Annotated in this window: 3 protein-coding genes (1 of these 3 running past the window's edge); all 3 read right to left on the reverse strand. The window is 72.8% G+C overall.

Annotated features, from left to right (window positions below):
- Tightly spaced (each overlapping or abutting the next), the 3 genes in view from BMY07_RS35235 to BMY07_RS07415 form a layout consistent with a single transcriptional unit that may run on beyond the window.
- Window positions 1-2,272, reverse strand: the beginning of a protein-coding gene (locus BMY07_RS35235) for a type I polyketide synthase (RefSeq protein ID WP_245782257.1). 13,190 nt of this gene lie to the left of the window's left edge; only the first 2,272 of its 15,462 coding nucleotides appear in the window; it begins with the start codon at window positions 2,270-2,272; the stop codon falls past the left edge of the window.
- Entirely contained in the window at window positions 2,272-12,300 is a 10,029-nt protein-coding gene (locus BMY07_RS07410; protein ID WP_092775712.1) for a type I polyketide synthase, read from the reverse strand. Before BMY07_RS07410 ends, BMY07_RS35235 begins: the two co-directional genes overlap by 1 nt.
- Entirely contained in the window at window positions 12,297-21,398 is a 9,102-nt protein-coding gene (locus BMY07_RS07415) for a type I polyketide synthase (RefSeq protein WP_425426243.1), read from the reverse strand. Before BMY07_RS07415 ends, BMY07_RS07410 begins: the two co-directional genes overlap by 4 nt.
- Between the last annotated feature and the right edge of the window lie 31 nt (window positions 21,399-21,429).

A 21,429-nucleotide genomic window follows, 5' to 3' on the forward strand; every position in this document is an offset into this window, starting at 1 on the left:
CGATCAGGCGTTCGCGGAGTGAGTCGACGTGAGGTGAGTGCGACGCGTAGTCCACGGGAACGCGTCTTGCTCGGATGTCAGCGGCCGTGCAGTGCTCTACCAGTTCGTCTAGCGCTACCGCATCACCTGAGACCACGGTGGACGTTGGGCCGTTAACGGCCGCAACGCTGACGCCGGGCCAGCAAGCAGCGAGTTCGGCGGCCTTCGACTCGGGTAGCGCTAGGGAGACCATGCCGCCGCCGCTGAGCCCGGCGGCGATCGCCTTGCTGCGCAGCGCGACCACACGCGCGCCATCCGCGAGCGAGAGCCCGCCCGCCACGACGGCTGCGGCGATCTCGCCCTGCGAGTGCCCGACAACGGCAGCGGGCACGACCCCGGCCGACCGCCACAGCTCGGCCAGCGACACCATCACGGCCCACAGCACCGGCTGGACCACGTCGACCCGTGCGAGGTCGTCGCCGCTGCGCAGCACGTCCAGCAGCGACCAGTCGACGTGCGGCGCGAGCGCGGCGGCGCACTCCTCGATCCTGGCCGCGAACACCGGTTCGGTCTCCAGCAGCGACGCGACCATCCCGGGCCACTGCGCCCCCTGCCCGGGGAACACGAACACGACTCCGCCCTGGCCGATGTCCCCGGTCCGGACCACGACACCCGGAACCTCGCGGCCCTCGGCGAGCCCCGCGAGTCCCTTCGCGAACTCCTCCGCCGATCCGCCCAACACGACGGCACGGTGGTCTAGCGCCGCTCGCGACTGGACGAGCGAACGCGCGATGTCGACCGGTTGCGCTGCCTGCGCGTGGTCGAGAAGACGGCTGGCCTGGCCGTGCAGCGCCTCAGCGGTCTTGCCCGAGATCACCCACGGCAGGACCGCCGGGACAGCGCCTCCCGACCGCTCGGCAGCCTCGGCGCTGTACTCCTCGATGATCACGTGGGCGTTGGTGCCACTGACCCCGAACGAAGAGATGCCCGCCCGGCGCGGATCGCCGCCACGTGGCCAGGGCCGGGGCTCGGTGAGGAGTTGGACGTTGCCCGCGGCCCAATCGACGTGCGGGGTGGCGGTGTCGGCGTGCAACGTGCGCGGGAGCAGGTCGTGGCGCAGGGCCAGGACCATCTTGATCACGCCAGCGACCCCGGCGGCGGACTGGGCGTGGCCGATGTTGGACTTCAGGGACCCGAGCCACAGCGGTTCAGCGCGGTCCTGGCCGTAGGTGGCGAGCACGGCCTGGGCCTCGATGGGGTCACCGAGCGAGGTGCCGGTCCCGTGGGCCTCCACGGCGTCGATGTCGGCCGTGTTCAAGCGCGCGTTGGCCAAGGCGGCCCTGATGACCCGCTGTTGCGACGGGCCATTGGGGACCGTGAGACCGCTAGAGGCGCCATCGGAGTTGACGGCGCTACCGCGCAAGACAGCCAGTACGGGCAGCCCGTCTCGTTCGGCGTCAGAGAGCCGAGCAAGCAACAACACGCCAACGCCCTCAGCCCAGCCCGCGCCGTCAGCGGAGGCGGAGAACGACTTGCACCGCCCGTCGGAGGCAAGACCACCGGACATACCGAAGTCGACGAATGTATTGGGGGTGACCATCACGGACACACCACCGGCCAAGGCAAGCGAGCATTCCCCGTTGCGCAGGGCCTGCGCGGCGAGGTGCATCGCGACCAGGCTGCTGGAGCACGCGGTGTCGACACTGACCGCGGGCCCTTCAAGACCGAGCGCGTAGGCGACACGACCGGAGACGACGCTGCCCGCGCTACCGGTGCCGAGGAACCCCTCTACGCCCGGCGGGATGTCCAGGGCCCGCGCCGAGTACTCGTGGTACATGACGCCGGTGAACACGCCGGTCCGGCTGCCGCGCAACGACAGCGGGTCGACACCGGCCCGCTCGATCGCCTCCCACGACGTTTCCAGCACGAGCCGCTGCTGCGGGTCCATGCCGAGCGCCTCGTTCGGTGAGATCCCGAACAGCGACGGGTCGAAGTCGGCGACGCCTTCGAGGAAGCCGCCTTCGCGCGTGAACGCCACCGTGGACTGTTCGAACGGTGTCAGGTCCCACCCACGGTCGTCGGGGAACCCACCGATGGCGTCGACCCCGTCGCGCACCAACGCCCACAACGCGTCCGGGCTGTCCACACCGCCCGGATACCGGCAGGCCATGCCGACGATGGCGATCGGCTCGCGCTCGACCTGGTTCAGCCGCTGACGGGTCTGGGCGAGGTCGGTCGTGACCCGTTTGAGGTAGTCGCGGAGCTTGGCCTCCGTGCCCCCGGCGGAGGTCATCACGCCCCCAGCTCGTTGTCGATGAAGGCGAACATCTCGTCGTCGGAGGCCTCCGCGAGCGATGACGCCACCGCGGGCACCGCGTCGTAGCGGGCGACCAGGGCGTGCAGGCGGGCCACGGCCCTGGCCCGGACGTCGTCGTCCGCGCTCGCCAGGTCCGCCTCGACGTGGTCGAGGCGCGTGAGCAGCGGCGACGTCTCCGTGACGCCCACGCGGTCGAGCAGGTAGTCCGCGAGTTTCACCGGGGTCGGGTAGTCGAAGATCAGGGTCGTCGGCAACCGCAGCTCTGTGACCGAGGCGAGGTGGTTGCGCAGCTCGATCGCGGTCAGAGAGCTGAAGCCCATCTCGGTGAACCCGCGATCCGGCGAGACAGCGTCACCGGTGGCGTGCCCGAGGACGGCGGCGGCGTGGTCGCGGACAAGACCCAGCAGGATCTCCGCCTGCTCCGCCGCGCTCTTACCCGCGAGCCGCGTGGACAGGTCTTGTTCCCGGCGAGCGACGGTGGGCACCAGGCCACGCAGCAGCGGCGGTACGTGGCCACGGGCGCGCAGGCCCGGTAGGTCTATGCGCGCTGCGACGACGTGCGCCCGGTCAGCGCCAAGAGCGACGTCGAACAGCGCGAGGCCTTCGGTGTCCGATAGCGCTGGCCCGGACCGGTCAGCGCCGGAGGTCATGCCGGTCTCGCGCGCCCACAGGCCCCATGCGATGGATACCGCTGCCTGCCCGCGTTCACGGCGACGAGCCGCTAGGTCGTCCAGGTAAGAGTTCGCGGCCGCGTAGTTGGCCTGACCGGGCGTACCGAACGTGGCTGCGCCCGAGGAGAAGAACACGAACTCGGCGTCGCCGAGCAACTCGTCCAGGTTCGCGGCCGCGTCGGCCTTAGGTCGCATCACCGCAGCGACCCGCTCCGGCGTCAGCGACGCGATCACACCATCGTCGAGCACACCGGCCGCGTGCACTACGACGTCGACGGTCCGTCCCCGCAGCGCTTCGGCAAGAGCGTCCCGATCCGCCGCGTCGCATGCGATGACCTCGACCGGCACGTCCAACTCGGCCACCAGCGCGGCCGCTCCAGGGGCGTCGAGTCCACGCCTGCTCACCAGCAGCAGCCGCTCGACCCCGTGCCGCTCGGCGAGGTGCCTGGCCAGCAGCGCGCCGAGCCCGCCGGTCCCGCCGGTGATCAGCACTGTGCCGCCGAGCACCCGCGCGGCGCCCTGCGCCCGGACCAGCCTGGGCACGAACGCCGCACCCGACCGCAGCGACACCTCGGGTTCGTCAGGCAGCGCCGCGAGGCCCTCCACCCCGTCGACCAGCACGAACCGGCCCGGGTGCTCGGCGGCGGCGGACCGGACCAGCCCGCGCTGCGCACCCGACCCGAGCACCACGGCCTTGGCGTTCTGCAGCCGCTCGGCACCGAGGAACGCCCGCAAGGCGCCCAAGAGGTCATCGACCCCGGTCGCGGTCACCACCACGACCTCCGGCACCGGCATCCCGGCGTCCAGGGCCTCCACCAGCGCGGCGAGGTCGAGGTGCCAGTCGACGGCGGGGACCACCCCGGCGAGGTGCTCGGCGGCGCCATCGGGGTCCGGTCCGACCACGGCCCACGACGCGGGCACCGGTCCGGGCGCGGCGGGGACCCAGTCGACCGCGTAGAGCAGGTCCGAGGGTCGGGCTTCCAGCTGGTCGGCGGTGAGCGGGCGGAGCACCAATCCGTCCACGGTGGCCACTGGCGCACCTGTGGCGTCCGCGATGTCCACCCGTACGGAGTCGCCGCCGCTGAGCCGGACCCGCAGCGTTGACGCCCCAGCGGCGTGCAGTGCCACCCCGGTCCAGGCGAACGGCAGGCGCACTCCGTCGTCGTCCCGCAGCGCGCCGATCCCGTGCAACGCGGCGTCGAGCAGGGCCGGGTGCAGGCCGAAACCGTCCCCGGCAGGCCCGGCGATCTCCGCGTAGACCTCGCCGTCGCCCTGCCACAACGCTCGCAGCCCCTGGAACACGGGGCCGTAGCCGTATCCCGCCTTGGCCGCGGCCGCGTAGAAGTCTCCCAACGGCACCGGTGTGGCTGACGGCGGCCAGACGTCCAACCGAGAGCCTGTGCCCGTGTCCGCTGTCAGCGTCCCTGCGGCGTGCCGGACCCAGGTCTCCCCCGACCGCGAGTACACAGCCACAGCGGCGCCGGATACGACTACCTGCACCGAGACGCCCTCATCGCCCACGGCCAGCGGCGCCTCGATGGTCAGCTCTCCTACCGCAGGTAGGCCTACCTGCGCCCCGACGTGCAGCGCCAGCTCGATGAACGCGGACCCCGGTAGCAACACCGTTCCCAGCACGGCGTGATCGGCCAACCACGGGTGGGTCGCCGTCGACAGACGTCCGGTGAACACGACGTCGTCCGTTCCGGCCACCGGCACAGACGCCCCCAGGAGTGGGTGTCCGGCTAGACCGAGCCCGACAGCGGTGACATCGCCGGGTACCTGAACGGGGTCCGGCCAGAACCGGGTGCGCTGGAACGGGTAGGTCGGCAGTTCGACGAACCGCCCGCGCGGCAAGACCGATGCCCAGTCAACGGGAACGCCCACGACGTACGCCTCGGCCAGCGCGGCCCACCACCGCTCTAGGCCACCCTCATCTCGACGCAACGTGCCCAGCACGGCCCCAGAGCGCCCATCGAGGGTCTCTTGCAGCCCAGTGACCAGGACAGGGTGAGCGCTCACCTCGACGAAGAGGGTGTTGCCGTCCCGCAACAGCGCGCGGGTGGCGTCCTCGAACCGCACTGTCTCGCGCAGGTTGTCGTACCAGTAGCGCGCGTCCATCCGGTCGGTCGTGATCCGGTCACCGGTGACAGCCGAGTAGAACGGCAACTCGCCGACCCGCGGTGACACCGGCGCCAGATCCCGCAACAGCCGCTGCTCGATGAGTTCGACGTGAGCCGAGTGCGAGGCGTAGTCCACCGGGATGCGGCGTGCGCGCAGTCCCCGCTCCTCGCAGGTAGTCAGCAGCTTCTCTAGCGCGTCCGCGTCGCCCGAGACCACGGTCGACAGCGGCCCGTTGACCGCGGCAACCGACAGTGGCTGCCCCGCGATCAGCTCCGAGGCGTCGGCCATGGACACCGCGAGCGACACCATCCCGCCGCCGCGCAGCTCCTCCGCGATCGCCTTGCTGCGCAGCGCGACGACCCGCGCCCCGTCCGCCAGGCTCAACGCCCCCGCGACCACGGCGGCGGCGATCTCCCCCTGCGAGTGCCCGATGACGGCGGCCGGTTCGACTCCGGCGGAGCGCCACAGCGCGGCGAGCGACACGTTCACCGCCCACAGCGCGGGCTGCACGACGTCGACCCGCTCCAGGCCCTCACCCGCGAGCGCGTCCCGCAGCGACCAGTCCACGAACGGCGCCAGCGCCTCGGCGCACTCGTCGAACGCCCGCGCGAACACCGGCGACTCCAGCAGCCCCACGGCCATCCCGGCCCACTGCGAGCCCTGCCCGGGGAACACGAACGCGACCCCACCGCGCCCGGCGACCCCGGTGATGGCCCCGGCCGTCCCGTCAGCGACAGCGCTCAACCCGGCGGGATCCAGCACTACGGCGCGGTGGTCCAAATCCGCTCGACCGGTGGCCAGCGTCCACGCCACGTCACCGGGCAGTTCGTCCACCGTCGCCAACGAGCCCGCGAGTGACCGCACTGCCTCTAGCGAGGTGCCGGACAACACCCACGGCACGGTGGCAGCGGACCCCTCGACCAGAGGCGCCCGGTACTCCTCTAGGACTGTGTGCGCGTTGGTCCCGCTAACTCCGAAAGACGACACCGCCGCGCGGCGTAGACGCTCACCGCTCTCCCACGCGACCGGCGCGGTCAGCAGTTCGACGGCCCCGGACGACCAGTCCACGTGCGGTGAGGGCTGGTCGACGTGCAAGGTCGGCGGCAGCACCCCGTGCCGCAGGGCCTGCACCATCTTGATCACGCCGCCGACCCCGGCCGCGGCCTGCGAGTGGCCGATGTTGGACTTGAGCGACCCCAGCCACAGCGGCCGGTCCCGGTCCTGCCCGTAGGTCGCCAGCAGGGCCTGCGCCTCGATCGGGTCGCCGAGCACGGTCCCGGTGCCGTGCGCCTCCACAGCGTCCACATCGGACAGTTCGAGCCCGGCGTTGGCGACGGCCTGCCGGATGACCCGCTCCTGCGACGGCCCGTTCGGCGCGGTCAGCCCGTTCGACGCGCCGTCCTGGTTCACCGCCGACCCGCGCACCACCGCCAGCACCGGGTGCCCGCGCTCGATCGCGTCCGAGAGCCGTTCGACCAGCAGCAGCCCGATGCCCTCGGACCACCCGGTGCCGTCCGCGGCCGCCGCGAAGGACTTGCACCTGCCGTCGAAGGCCAACCCGCGCTGGCGGCTGAAGTCGATGAACACCGCGGGCGTCGACAGCACGGTCACCCCACCGGCCAACGCCATGTCGCACTCACCGGACCGCAATGCCTGCGCGGCCAGGTGCAGCGCTACAAGGCTGCTGGAGCAGGCAGTGTCAACGGTCATCGCCGGGCCTTCCAGCCCGAACGTGTAAGAGACCCGCCCGGCCAAGACGCTGCCTGAGGTCCCAGTGCCCAGGTAGCCCTCTACGCCCTCGGGCAGGATGGGCATGGTGGCGGCGTAGTCGTGGTACATCAGGCCCGCGAACACCCCGGTCCGGGAACCGCGCACCGATGTCGGGTCGATGCCCGCGCGCTCGAAGACCTCCCACGACGCCTCTAGCATCAGCCGCTGCTGCGGGTCCATCGCCAGCGCTTCGCGCGGGGAGATGCCGAACAGCGACGGGTCGAAGGTGTCCGCGTCGTGCACGAACCCGCCTTCGAGCACGTACGACTTACCGGCCGACTCGGGATCCGGGTCATAGAGGCCGTCGGTATCCCAACCGCGGTTGGTGGGGAACGGGGTGATCGCGTCACCGCCTGACGCGACCAGCCGCCACAGTGCCTCAGGACTGTCGACACCACCGGGGTAGCGGCAACTCATCGCCACGATCGCGATCGGCTCGTCGGTGGCCTTAACGACCGTGGCAGCGGTAACCGGGCCTACCGTACCGAGCAGCTTGGGCAGCAGGAACTCGACCAGAGCGCGCGGCGACGGGTGGTCGAACACGAGGGTCGCAGGCAGCCGAAGACCGGTCACGGCACCGAGCTGGTTACGCAACTCGACAGCGGTAAGCGAGTCGAACCCGAGGTCCTTGAACGAGCTGGTCGCCTCGACCAGCTCGACCGACCCGTGCCCGAGCACCGCCGCGACCTCGGCCCGCACCACACCCAGCAGCGCCCGCCCGCGCTCGGCCTCACCCAACGCGGCCAGGCGGGCACCCAGCCCAGCGGTCGGGGCGGCCTCGGCCCGCCTGGCCCGCCCGCGGACCAGGCCGCGCAGCAGGGGCGGGACGACGCCGTCGAGCTGGGCGGGGAGGTCCAGGCGCATCGCGAGGAGGTTGGGCTCGGTGCCCGCGAGCGCCGCGTCGAACAGGGCCAGGCCCTCCGCCGTGGTGAGAGCGGCCCCGGCGCGGGTGACGCGGGCGCGTTCGACGTCGTCGAGCCGTCCGGTGATGCCGCTGGTCTGCGCCCACAGGCCCCACGCGACCGACACGGCGTTCGGGCGGCGGCGCGCGACCGCGTCGAGGACGGCGTTGGCGGCGGCGTAGTTGGCCTGCCCGGCGGCGCCGAACGTGGCGGCGGCCGAGGAGAACAGCACGACGGGGACGCCGTCGTCGACCAGCGCGTCGAGGTGCAGCGCGGCGTGCGCCTTGGCCAGGACGGGGTCGATCCGGTCGTCGGTGAGGCTCTCGACCAGGGCGTCGTCGGTGCTGCCCGCGGCGTGCACGACCAGGCCGATGTCCCGTCCGCCGAGGGCGGTGCGGAGCTGGTCGAGGTCGGCCACATCGCAGACGACTACCTCGACGGTGGCGTCCAGGTCGGCCAGGTCGGTGCTCGCGAGCGGGCCGCGGCGGCTGAGCAGCAGCAGGTCGGTGACGCCGTGCCGGGTGACGAGGTGCCGGGCGACCAGGGAGCCGAGGGTGCCGGTGCCGCCGGTGATCACCACCGTGCCGTCGATCCGCTCCGGCTCCGGCGCGCGCGGCACCCGGGCGAGGCGGGGCACGAGCACGACGCCGTCCCGGACGGCGAACTGCGCCTCGTCGGTGTCCAACCCGGCGAACGGCGCGTCGGCCTCGGCCAGCACGAACCGCCCCGGGTGCTCGGTCTGCGCCGCCCGCACCAGCCCCCACACCGCGGCGGCCGCGGGACCCGTGCCGGTCAGCACCACCAGCCGCGACTCGGCGAACTGCTCGTCGGCCAGCCACTGCTGGACCAGCGCCAACGCCCGCCGGACCGCCGCGCCGACGTCCTCGCCGTCGACCCGCACGGCGACCAGATCTCCCGCGGCGTCGGACAGGTCGGTGACCAGCGTCCAGGGGAGGAGTTCGCCGCCGTCGAGGGGGAGCCAGTCGAGGCGGAAGAGGGTGTCGCGGGGAGCCGTGGTGGGGTCGGCGGTCGCGGCGGGGCGGAGCACGAGGGAGTCGACCGTGATCACCGGCGCGCCGGTCGCGTCCGCGGCCACCAGGGACACCGTGTCCGGGCCCGCGGGGCTGATCCGCACGCGCAGGGCCGTCGCGCCGACCGCGTGCAGGGTGACGCCGGACCAGCTGAAGGGCAGCCGGACCTCGGTACCCTCCAGCAGTCCGCCCACGGCGATGGCGTGCAGCGCCGCGTCGAGCAGCGCCGGGTGCACGCCGAACCGCTCACCATCGGCGTCCAGCTCGACCTCGGCGAAGACCTCGCCGCCGAGCCGCCACGCCGCGCGGAGGCCCTGGAACATCGGCCCGTAGTCGAGCCCGGCGGCCTGGACCACGTCGTAGAACCCAGTGGTGTCAACCGGTTCCGCACCGGCGGGCGGCCACTCGTCGAGCGGCACACCACCGGCGCGCGGCGGCGACAGGACACCGGCGGCGTGCGTGGTCCACTCGCCGTCATCGGGTCGCGAGTGGACGGTGATCGGCCGAGTGCCGTCCGGGGTCGGCGATCCGACCTCGACCTGGAGCTGCAACGCGCCCCGGTCCGGCACGACCAGCGGCATGCTCAGCGTCAGCTCGTCCACCACGGGGCAGCCGACCTGCTCGCCCGCCCGCAGCGCCAAGTCGACGAACGCGGTTCCCGGCAGCAGAGCCGCGCCGTGCACCCGATGCTGCGCCAGCCAGTCCTGAGTGGACGATGACAGTCGTCCGGTGAGCAATAGACCGTCGCTGCCCGCGAGGGACACCATCGCGCCGAGCAGCGGGTGGTCCGCACCACCGAGCCCGGCAGCGGTCACGTCCCCGGCAGCGTTGAGCGCGGGCCAGTACCGCCGGCGCTGGAAGGCGTACGTCGGTAGCGGGACGAGCCTACCGTGCCAGGGGGCGAACACCGCGGCCCAGTCCAGGTCGACGCCTGCGACGTGCAGCCGGGACGCGCCCCGCAGCAGCGTCTCCACGCCCGGTCGCCCCGACCGCTGCAGCGCCACCGCGCCGTCGCCGACCAGCGCGCTCAGCACCCCGTCCGGGCCGACCTCGACGAACCGGGTGACCCCTCGCTCGCGCAGTCGGGTCGCCGCCGCGTGGAATCGAACGGTGGCCCTGACCTGCCGGACCCAGTACTCCGGGTTCGCCACATCGGCGTCCAGCTCGACAGTGGACACCAGCGGGATCACCGGGGCGTGAAACTCAAGCCCGGCAACGACCTCGGCGAACTCCGCCAGTATCGGCTCCACCAGGTGCGAGTGGAACGCGTGCGAGACCGCCAGTTCCTTGACCCGCCGACCTTGCGCGCCGATCGTGCGCTTCACTTCGAGCACAGCCTCGCGATCCCCGGACACCACAAGGGAACGGTCCGAGTTGATCGCCGCCAAGTCCACGCCCGCGGGCAGGCCATCGGGGAACTCGGCGGCCAGTTCGGCCTCGGACGCCTCGACGGCCAGCATCGACCCGCCCTCGGGCAGCCCGGCCATCAACCTGCCGCGCGCGGCGACGAGGGCGCAGGCGTCGTCCAGCGAGAGCACCCCGCCGACGTGCGCCGCCGCGACCTCGCCGATGGAGTGGCCGACCAGCAGGTCCGGCCGCACCCCCCACGACTCCAGCAGCCGGAACGTCGCGACCTCGACCGCGAACAGCCCGGCCTGGGCGTTGTCGGTGCGGTCGATCGTGCCGGGGTCGCCGAAGACGATCTCGTGTAGCGACAGCCCGATCCGCGCGGCCACGGCGTCGAACGCTTGCGCGAAAACAGGGTACGTCTCGTGAAGTTCGCGCCCCATCCCCGCGACCTGCGCCCCCTGTCCGGTGAACAGCACGGCCAGCAGACCGGGTTCGACGACACCGCGCAACACGTCCGGGCTGCTCTCCCCCGCCGCGACAGCCGCCAGACCAGCGGCAGCGGACTCCCGATCGGCCACCAACACAACAGCCCGGTGCTCGAACGACTGCCGGGACGTGGCCAGCGAGAACCCGAGGTCGACCACTTCGGCGTCCACATCGGACAGTCGATCGGCCTGCGCGGTCAACGCCGCGGCGGTGCGTCCGGACACCAGCAGCGGCACCACCGGTGGCGCTGCCGAGTCGCCGACCTCCGCGACCGGCGCTTCCTCTACCGGTGCTTCCTCGACGATGACGTGCGCGTTCGTGCCGCTGATCCCGAACGACGACACCCCGATCCGCCGCACCCGCTCCCCCGCGGGCCACGGCCGCGCGGCGGTCAGCAGCTCCACCGAGCCCGACGACCAGTCCACGTGCGGGGTCGGTTCCTCGGCGTGCAGCGTCAGCGGCAGGAGTTCGTTGCGCAGCGCCAACACCATCTTGATGATGCTGGCCACCCCGGCCGCGGCCTGCGTGTGCCCGATGTTGGACTTCAGCGACCCCAGCCACAGCGGCCGGTCCCGATCCTGCCCGTAGGTCGCCAGCAACGCCTGCGCCTCGATGGGATCGCCGAGCGCGGTACCGGTCCCGTGCGCCTCGATGGCGTCAACGTCCTCCGGGGACAGTCGGGCGTTGGCCAACGCCGCCCGGATCACCCGCTGCTGCGACGGCCCGTTCGGCGCCGTCAGCCCGTTCGACGCGCCGTCCTGGTTCACCGCCGACCCGCGCACCACCGCCAGCACGGGGTGTCCATTGCGAACGGCGTCGGACAGCTTCTCGACCAGGATCATGGCAGCGCCCTCGGCCATGCCCATGCCGTCAGCGCCTGCCGAGAACGCCTTGCACCGTCCGTCGGAGGACAATCCCCGCTGCCGGTTGAACTCGTGGAACCCGGTCGGGTGCGGCATCACCGTGACCCCGCCGACCAGCGCCAGTGTGCAGTCCCCAGAGCGCAGTGCCTGACTCGCCAGGTGCAGTGCCGTCAGCGACGACGAGCACGCGGTGTCCACAGTGACCGCCGGACCCTCAAGCCCCAGCGTGTAGGCGATCCGCCCAGAAACGACAGACGTGGCGCCGCCGGTGAGCAGGTAACCCTCGGAGCCCGCCATTCCCGCTTGCATGCCCGCGCCATAGCCTTGGCCGTTGGTGCCGACGAACACACCGGTCTGGCTGCCGCGCAACGACCTCGGGTGGATGCCCGCACGTTCGACGACCTCCCAGGCGCCCTCCAGCACGAGCCGCTGCTGCGGGTCCATCGCCAGCGCCTCGCGCGGGTTGATCCCGAAGAACCCGGGGTCGAACAGGCCCGCGTCGTGCAGGAACCCGCCCTGCGCCGAGGTGACGGAGGTGTGCCCGTCCGGGTGGGTCAGGGTGTCGCCGACCCAGCCGCGGTCGGTGGGGAACGAGGTGATCCCGTCGCCGCCGTCCACCAGCATCCGCCACAGGTCTTCCGGCGAGGACACCCCACCGGGCAGGTGGCAGCTCATCGCGACGATCGCGATCGGTTCCTGCTCGGCCGACTCCGCCGCCCGCAACCGCCCGCGGGTGTCGTGCAGCTCGGCGATGACCCGGCCGAGGTAGTCGCGGAGCTTGCGCTCGGCGGCGGTGCCGTTGTCGCTCATGTCAGCCCCAAGTCCTTCTCGACCAGGTCGAACAGTTCGTCGTTGGTGGCCGATCCGAGCCGGTCGAGCAGGTCGCCGCCGCTGGAGCCGGTGCCGCGCTGGGCGGCGAGCAGGGATTCCAGCCGCATGACCACCCGGACCCTGGCGATGTCGTCGTCGGCCCGAGTGGACAGTGCGAGTTCGATGCGGTCCAGCTCGGCGATCGAGGGCAGGTCGTCCTCGGGTTCGTCCGGCAGCGCGAGGGCACGCAGGTGGGCGGCGAGCACGGTCGGGTTGGGCTGGTCGAACACCAGTGTCGCGGGCAGCGCGAGCCCGGTCTCGGCGGCGACCCGGTTGCGCAGCTCGACAGCGGTCAGCGAGTCGAACCCGACCTCGCGGAACGCCAGGTCCGGGTCGATCGCCTCGGGGCCGGGGTGGCCGAGCACCACGGCGGCGTGGGCGCGCACGAGGTCCAGCAGGGTCCGCGAGCGCTCCACTTCGGACAACCCGGCCAACCGGGTGCGGAAGTCGGCCGCCGCCTCCGCCGGGACCACGGCGGCCACCTGCCGGGACGCCGCCTCCGGGAGTTCGGCGAGCAATTGGCTGGGGCGCAACGAGGTGAAAGCGGGCACGAACTTGGCCCAGTCGACCTCCGCCGCGGCGACGAAGGTGTCGCCGTGGTCGAGTGCCTGCCGCAGCGCCACCATCGCCGGGCCCGGGGTGATCAGCGGGACACCCCGGCGCAGCATGGGTTCGACGGCGGTCATGGCGACCATCCCGCCGCCGTCCCACGGCCCCCACGCCACCGACAGCACCGGCACGCCCTCGCTGCGCCGGTGTTCGGCCAGGGCGTCGAGGTAGGCGTTGCCCGCGGCGTACCCCCCGTGCCTGCCCACCCCCCACACGCCCGCGATGGAGGAGAAGTAGACCACCGCGTCGAGCTGGGCGGGGTCGATGAGCTCGTCGAGGTGCCTGGCACCCGCGACCTTCGCGGTGATCAGGTACGCCAGGTCGCCGACACTCGTGTACTCCAGCGGCGCCAGCGTCCCCATGCCCGCCGTGTGCATGACCGTCGTGACCGGACCGTCCAGTTCCGACAGCATCCTGGCCACGTCCGCGCGGTCGCTCAGGTCGCACGACACCACGTCGACCTTGGCGCCCAACGCCGACAGCTCGGCCACCAGATCGGCCGCGCCAGGCGCGTCCTGGCCCCGGCGGCTGGTGAGCACGAGGTGTTCGGTGCCGTTCTCGGCCAGCCACCGCGCCACGTGACCGCCGATGGCACCGGTCCCGCCGGTCACCAGCACGGACCCACCCGGCCGCCACGACCGGATCGGCGCGGTCGAGCCCGTCGCGGCCCGCACCAGGCGTCGGGCGAACGTGCCGGAAGCACGGACCGCCAACTGGTCTTCGTCATCGGTTCGGGTGAGCGCGGCGATCAGCCTGCTCTCGGCCCGCTCGTCGAAGTTCACCGGCAGGTCGACCAGTCCGCCCCACTGCCTGGGGTGTTCCAGCGCGGCGACCCGGCCCAGGCCCCACACCTGCGCCTGACCGGGGTTCACGGGAACCTCTCCCGCTGTCCCGACCGCACCCTGCGTGACACACCACAGTGGAGCGATGTCGGTCTCGACAGCGGCGTGCAGCAGCGACAGCGTCGCGGTCAAGCCGACCGGGAGCGCCGTGTGCACCGGGTGCGGAGTCTCGTCCAAGGCGAGCAGCGACAGGATCCCGTCGACCTCGTAGCCACCCAGCTTGGTAGCCAGCGACTCCTCGGTGGGGTCGATCACCAGCACTTCGGCGTCCCCGAGAGCCCGCGCGATCGGGGAGTCCGCCAGCGCCTCGCTGACCACCACCAACCAGCGGCCGGTGAGCACGGGCGTGCGGACCTCGTCAACAGCGGACCACCGGATCCGGTACCGCCATCCATCCACAGCGGACTCAGCGCCAACCTGCCGGTGCCATCCGGCCAAGGCGGGCAGCAGCGACTCGACAGCGGACTCCGGCACGCCCAGCGTCTCCGCCACCGCAGCACCGTCCGCGCGGTCGACGGCGGCCCAGAACCTTGCCTCGCCAGGGTTGCTGGCTGGCACTGGCGCCTCGATGTGCGGCTTGGACCAGTACCGCTGCCGCTGGAAGGCGTAAGTGGGCAGGTCGACGAACCGACCGTCGAGCCGCCAGTCCACCGCAGCGCCACGGGTGTGAGCCTCGGCGAGCGCGGTCAGCCATCGCGTCCGACCACCGTCGTCGCGGCGCAGTGTCCCGATCGCGGTGGCGTCCTGGATGGCCGCGGTGAGCACGGGGTGCGGGCTGGACTCGATCAGCAGCGTGTGGCCGTCGCGGATCAGGGCGGCGGTGGCCGACTCGAAGCGCACGGTCTCGCGCAGGTTGGTGAACCAGTAGTCGGCGCCGAGCCCACTGGTGTCGAGCAGGTCGCCGGTCACCGCGGAGTAGAACGGGATGGCGGCGCGTCGGGGCGCGATGTGGGCGAGTGCGGCGGTGATGCGCTCACGCAGGCGGTCGACCTGGGCGGAGTGCGAGGCGTAGTCGACGGGGACCCGTCGCGCCCGGATGTTGTCGCCGGTCAGCTCCACCAGGAGTTCGTCGAGCGCGCCCGGCTCACCGGAGACGACTGTCGCTTCCGGACCGTTGACGGCCGCCACGGAGATCCGCTCGCCCCACGGCACGATGCGGTGGCGGACGATGTCCTCGCCGAGCGGGATGGACACCATGCCGCCGAGCCCGGCGAGTTCCGTGATCGCCTGACTGCGCAACGCGACCACGGCGGCGGCATCGGCGAGGCTCAGCGCGCCGGAGACCGCGGCGGCCGCGATCTCGCCCTGGCTGTGTCCGACGACGGCGGCAGGCGTGACCCCGTGTGCCTGCCACAGCGCCGCGAGCGACACCATGACCGCCCACAGCACCGGCTGGACGACGTCAACCCTCGCCAGAGCGTCCTCGTCGGCCAGGGCCTCGGTCGGCACGAAGTCGATGTGCGGCGCCAAGGCGTGCGCGCACTGGGCGAACCGGTCGGCGAACACCGGCTCGTCCAGGAGTTCCAGCGCCATCCCCCGCCACTGCGACCCCTGGCCGGGGAACACGAACGCGATCTTGGCCGCGCCCGCCTTCCCCACTGTGACGGCAGAATGCGGCGTGCCCTCGGCGAGAGCGGTGAGGCCCTCGCGCAGGCCGTCTTCGGTGTCGGCGACGATCACGGCCCGGTGCTCGAAAGTGCTGCGGCCGCCGAGGGTGTGGGCGATGTCGGGCAGGGCAGCGGTCAGGTTCGCGCGCAGCGCCTCGGCTTGGCCCCGCAGGGCCTGCTCGGAGCGAGCCGACACGACGAAGGGCAGGGGCCGTCCGGCCTGCCGGGCGGCCGACTCGGCGGGATCGTCCTGGCCGTGGGCTGCCTCCTCCAGGATGAGGTGGGCGTTGGTGCCGCTGGCCCCGAACGACGACACCCCGGCCCGGCGCGGCCGACCGGTCGCGGGCCAGGGGGTGGTGTCGGTGAGCAGGTCGACCGACCCGCTCGTCCAGTCCACCTGGGACGTCGGGGCGTCGACGTGCAGCGTCCTGGGCAGGACCCCGTGGCGCAGCGCCAGCACCATCTTGATCACGCCAGCGGCACCGGAGGCGGCCTGGGTGTGCCCGAGGTTCGACTTGACCGCGCCGAGCAGCAGCGGCCGCTCCCGGTCGCGCCCGTAGGTGGCCAGCAGTGCCTGCGCCTCGATCGGGTCGCCGAGCGTGGTGCCGGTGCCGTGCGCCTCCACCGCGTCCACATCGGACAAGTCCAGACCTGCGTCGGCGACAGCGGCGCGGATGACCCGCTGCTGGGACGGCCCGTTCGGCGCGGTGAGGCCGTTCGACGCCCCATCGGAGTTGACCGCGCTGCCCTTCAGCACCGCCAAGACCTTGTGCCCGTTGCGTTGCGCGTCCGAGAGCCGTTCGACGAGCAGCAGCGCGGCACCCTCACCCCAGCCCGTTCCATCAGCCGCGTCGGCGAACGCCTTGCACCGGCCGTCCTGGGCGAGCCCGCTCAGGCGGCTGAACTCCACGAACGGCCCCGGGGTCGACATCACCGACACGCCACCGGCCAGTGCCAGGTCGCACTCGCCCGACCTCAGCGACCGAGCGGCCAGGTGCAGCGCGACCAGCGACGACGAGCACGCGGTGTCCACGGTGAGCGCGGGTCCCTCGAAGCCGAAGCTGTAGGCGACCCGGCCGGACAGGATGCTGGCGGTGGCGCCCGCGAGCAGGTGCCCCTCGACGTCATCCTCGGAACTGAGCAGCAGGTAGCTGTAGTCCTGCCCGTTGCTGCCCGCGAACACGCCGGTCCGGCTGCCGCGCAGGTCGTGCGGGTCGATGCCCGCGCGTTCGACCGCCTCCCAGGCGGTTTCCAGCAGGAGCCGCTGCTGCGGGTCCATCGCGATGGCCTCGCGCGGGGAGATCCCGAAGAACGCCGGGTCGAAGTCGGCGGCCTCGTGCAGGAACCCGCCCGCCTGGACATACGACGTGCCGCCGTCGACGTCCTCGGCGAACAGTTCGTCGAGGTCCCAGCCGCGGTCGGCGGGGAACGCGGAGATGGCCTCGTCGCCCGCCAGCAGCAGCCGCCACAGGTCTTCCGGTGTGGTGACGCCGCCGGGGAAGCGGCACGCCATGCCGATGATCGCGATCGGCTCGTCGACCGTCACACGCGCCGCGACATCCACGACCCGGGTGGTCCCGGTCAGCTCCGCGACGAGGTACTCGGCGAGCGTGGCGGGCTTCGGGTAGTCGAACACCAGGCCCGCGGTGAGGGTGAGCCCGGTCGCGGCGGCGAGCCGGTCGCGGACCTCGACCGCGGTGAGCGAGTCGATGCCGAGGTCCTTGAACGGCAGCTGCGCGCCGATGTCGTCCGGCCCTCGGTAGCCGAGCACGGCAGCGACTTCAGCACGCACCAGGTCGAGCAGGACGCCGGTGCGGTCGCCCTCGGGCAGGTCGGCCAGCCTGGACACCCACTGGGCGCGCACGTCACCGGCGGCGACGGGCTCGGGGTTCTCGTCGACCAGGTCGGCGAGCAGCGGACTGCGGCGAGCGCTGGTGAAGGCGGGGGCGAACACGGTCCAGTCGACGTCGGCCACGGTGAGGTCGGCGCGGCTGTCGAGAGCGCGGCTGAGAGCCTTGAGCGCCTTGGCAGGCGGCATCGGGCGCAGGCCGCGGCGCAGCAGTTGCTCGTGGCTGTCGGCGGCCATCCCGGCGCCTTCCCACGGTCCCCATGCGACGGACACGGCGGGAAGACCCTTGCCGCGCCTGGATTCGGCCAGCGCGTCGAGGTACGCGTTCGCGGCGGCGTAGGCACCCTGGCCGCCACCGCCCCAGGTCGCGGCGACGGAGGAGAAGTAGACGAACTCGGCGTCGGGCAGCAGCTCGTCGAGCAGCGCGGCGCCGACGACCTTGGCGCGCAGGACCTCGGCGTACTCGGCGAGGCCGGTCTCGTTGAGCGGCACGAGGTCCGAGACCCCGGCGGCGTGCACGACGGTGCCGACCTCGTGCTCGGCGAGGAACGCGGCGACCTGCTCGCGGTCGGTGACGTCGAGTGCGACGACCTCGCCAGTCCCGATCCCTGTGCGACTGGCCAGGATCACCCGCTCGGCACCCTGTTCGGCCAACCAGGCGGCCACGTGCGTGCCCAACGCGCCCGTACCACCGGTGACCAGCACAGTTCCGCGCGGCGCCCAGGGCATCCCGGCGGTGGGGACGGCTCGGGCGAGCCTGCGGCCGAACACGCCGGTCGAGCGGATGGCGACCTGGTCCTCACCGCTCGCGACGACGGCCACCAGCGCGGCCGCGGCACGGTCGTCCGGTACCGGCATGTCGACCACACCGCCCCACCGCACGCCCAGTTCCAGCGCGGCGACCCGGCCTGCACCCCACAGCTGGGCCTGGCTCGGCGCGGTGAGCCGGTCGGCGCGGCCGATCGACACGGCACCCCTGGTGACGATCCACAGTGGAGCGTTCAGGTTCGCGTCGCCGAGCGCCTGCTGCAGGATCACGGTGGCGACCTGGCCGGAGGTCATCGGCGGGTACTCGGCGTGCGCCGAGTCGTCGTCGGCCAGCAGGGACAGCACGGCGGTGAAGCCCATGCCCGCGACATCGCGCAGCCGGGCGGCGACCGACCAGCGGTCCACCTCGGTGCGGGCCAGCGGCAGTTCCACCACGTCGACCCCGTGGCCGCGCAGCGCCCGGACGGTGCCGATCACGGCCTGGTCGTCGGCCTTGGCGCTGGGGACGACGACCAGCCAGGTGCCCGGGGCGCTCGGCGCGGTCAAGCCGGTCACCGGGGTCCAAGTGGCGCGGTAGCACCAGGTGTCGACCTCGGTGCGGTCCCGCTGGCCGCGGCGCCAGTCGACCAGCGCGGGCAGGAGCGCGCGGACAGCGTCTTCGTCGGTGCGCAGGGTCGCGGCCAGCGCGGCCGGGTCGGCGCGGTCGACGGCGGTCCAGAACGCCCCGTCCTCGGTGCCGCCCGCGGACGCCGGGTCGAGCCAGTACCGGTCGCGGCGGAAGGCGTAGGTGGGGAGGGGGACGAGCTTGCCGCCCCAGGGCTCGAACACGGCGCGCCAGTCGACGCCGACACCGGTGGCGTGGGCGCGGGACAGGCCGGTGAGCAGGGCGTCGACCTCGTGGCGGTCGCGCCGGGACAGGGCGAGAGCGCCGTCGACCACGGCGGTGAGCGCGGCGTCCGGGCCGATCTCGACGAACCGGGTGACACCCGCCGCGCGCAGCCGGTCGACGGCGGCCGCGAACCGGACCGGTTCGCGCACCTGCCGCACCCAGTAGTCGGCGTCCACGTCGATCAGCAGCTCACCGGACACAGTGGACATAACGGGCAGAACCGCGCGGCCGTGCGCGATCCCGGCGATGGCCGCGCGCAGGTCCGCCAGCATGGGGTCCATGAGCCGCGAGTGGAAGGCGTGCGAGGTGGCCAGGTCTTTCACCCGGCCCGAGTGCTCGACGATCCGCTCCCTCAGCTGCTGGACGACCGCGCGATCCCCGGACAGGACAACGGAACGATCCGAGTTGACCGCCGCCAGGTCCACGCCGTCCGGCAGCCCACCGGGGAACCGGCGCGCGAGGGTCGACTCGCTGATCTCCACGGCCAGCATGGCGCCGCCCTCGGGGAGGGCACCCATCAGCCGGGCACGGGCGTTGACCAGCGTGCACGCGTCGGCCAGCGACAGGATCCCCGCGACGTGGGCCGCCGCGATCTCGCCGATGGAGTGCCCGACCAGGTAGTCCGGCCGCACGCCCCACGACTCCACCAGCCGGTACAGCGCGACCTCGAAGGCGAAGATCGCGGGCTGCGCGTGCTCGGTCCGCCCCAGGTCCCCGAACTCGCTGACCCCGAGTGCCGTCCGCACCTCGGCGAACGCCGCCGCGAACACCGGGAACGCGGCGGCCAGCTGCTCGCCCATCCCCGCCCGCTGCGCGCCCTGGCCGGTGAACAGGAACGCCGTGCGGCCGTCGTCCGCCGAGCCGGTCACGACATTGCCCGCGGCCCGACCGGCGGCAACGGCCCGCAACCCGTCGACAAGTTCGTCGCGATCCGCCGCGAGCACGACCGCGCGGTGGTCCAGACTCGCCCGACCCGTCGCCAGGGTGTGCGCGACGTCGAGCACGCTTCCCCCGAGCCCGCCCAGCAGCCGCTGCGCCTGCTCCCGTAACACCTCGAAACTGTGCCCGGAGACCAAGTACGGCACCTGCCGGGAAACACGGGGAGCCTGGCCCGGCTCGTCGGGCTCGGCGGACGGCTCGGGCGCGGACAGGATGACGTGGGCGTTCGTGCCGCTCATGCCGAACGACGACACCCCGATCCGGCGCGGGCGGTCCACCTCCGGCCACGGGCGGGCCGAGCTGAGCAGGCCGAGCCCGGTCCAGTCGATGTGCGGGGACGGCTCGCCCGCGTGCAGCGTCTGCGGCAGCACGCCGTGCCGCAGCGCCATGACCGACTTGATCACCCCGGCGACCCCGGCCGCTGCCTGGGTGTGGCCGATGTTCGACTTCACCGACCCCAGCCACAGCGGCTCGACTCGGTCGCTCCCGTACGCGGCCGCAAGCGCTTGCGCCTCGATCGGATCGCCCAGCACGGTCCCGGTGCCGTGCGCCTCGACCGCGTCCACATCGGACGGTGACAGGCCTGCGGCGGCAAGTGCCGCCCGGATCACCCGCTGCTGCGAAGGACCATTCGGCGCCGTCAACCCGTTCGACGCCCCGTCCGCGTTCACCGCCGTGCCGCTCACGACAGCCAGTACGTCATAACCGCGCCGACGAGCCTCGGAGAGCCGGGTCAGCACCAGCACTCCCGCGCCCTCGCCCCACCCCGTGCCGTCCGCGTCAGCCGAGAACGCCTTGCAGCGCCCGTCTCCCGCAAGCCCGCCTTGGGCACCGAACTCGCTGTAGAGGCCAAGCCCCGCCATGACCGTCACCCCGGCCACCAGCGCCAGGGAACACTCGTCGCCCTGCAACGCCTTGACCGCCAGGTGCAACGCGACCAGCGACGACGAGCAGGCTGTGTCCACAGTGACCGCCGGACCTTCGAGCCCGAGCGAGTACGCCACCCGTCCGGACACCACACTCGCGGCGCTGCCGGTCAGCAGGTGCCCCTCGGCGCCCTCCGGGATCTCCAGCCCGATGCCGTAGTTCGACGCCCCCGCACCCGCGAACACCCCGGTCCGGCTGCCGCGCAACGACAACGGGTCGACGCCGGTCCGCTCCAACGCCTCCCACGCGACCTCCAGCAGCACCCGCTGCTGCGGGTCCATGGTCAGCGCCTCGCGCGGGCTGATGCCGAACAGCGCGGCGTCGAACCGGTCGGCGTCGTCGAGGAACCCGCCGCGCACCGCGACCGGGTCGACCTCGATCCCCCGCCCCTCGGGGAACCCGGTGACCGCGTCGCGCCCGGCGCGGACCAGGTCCCACAGGTCGTCCGGGGTGCGCACGCCACCGGGGTAGCGGCAGCCCATGCCGACGACGGCGATCGGTTCCCGCAACGCCGCCAGCCGCTCGCGCGTGTCGGCGAGGTCGGCGGTGACCCGCTTGAGGTACCGCAGGAGCTTCTCGTCGTCAGCCATGTCGGGGTCCTCCACCACATCCGTCCGGGTCGGGGCTGCTGATCAGGCC

Origin of the sequence: Actinokineospora terrae, from assembly GCF_900111175.1 — a bacterium.
Taxonomy (GTDB): Bacteria; Actinomycetota; Actinomycetes; order Mycobacteriales; family Pseudonocardiaceae; genus Actinokineospora; species Actinokineospora terrae.

Bases quoted from the DNA above. Each gene is read 5' to 3' on its own strand.
- BMY07_RS07410 (WP_092775712.1), bottom strand. From the start codon at position 12,300: ATGAGCGACAACGGCACCGCCGCCGAGCGCAAGCTCCGCGACTACCTC.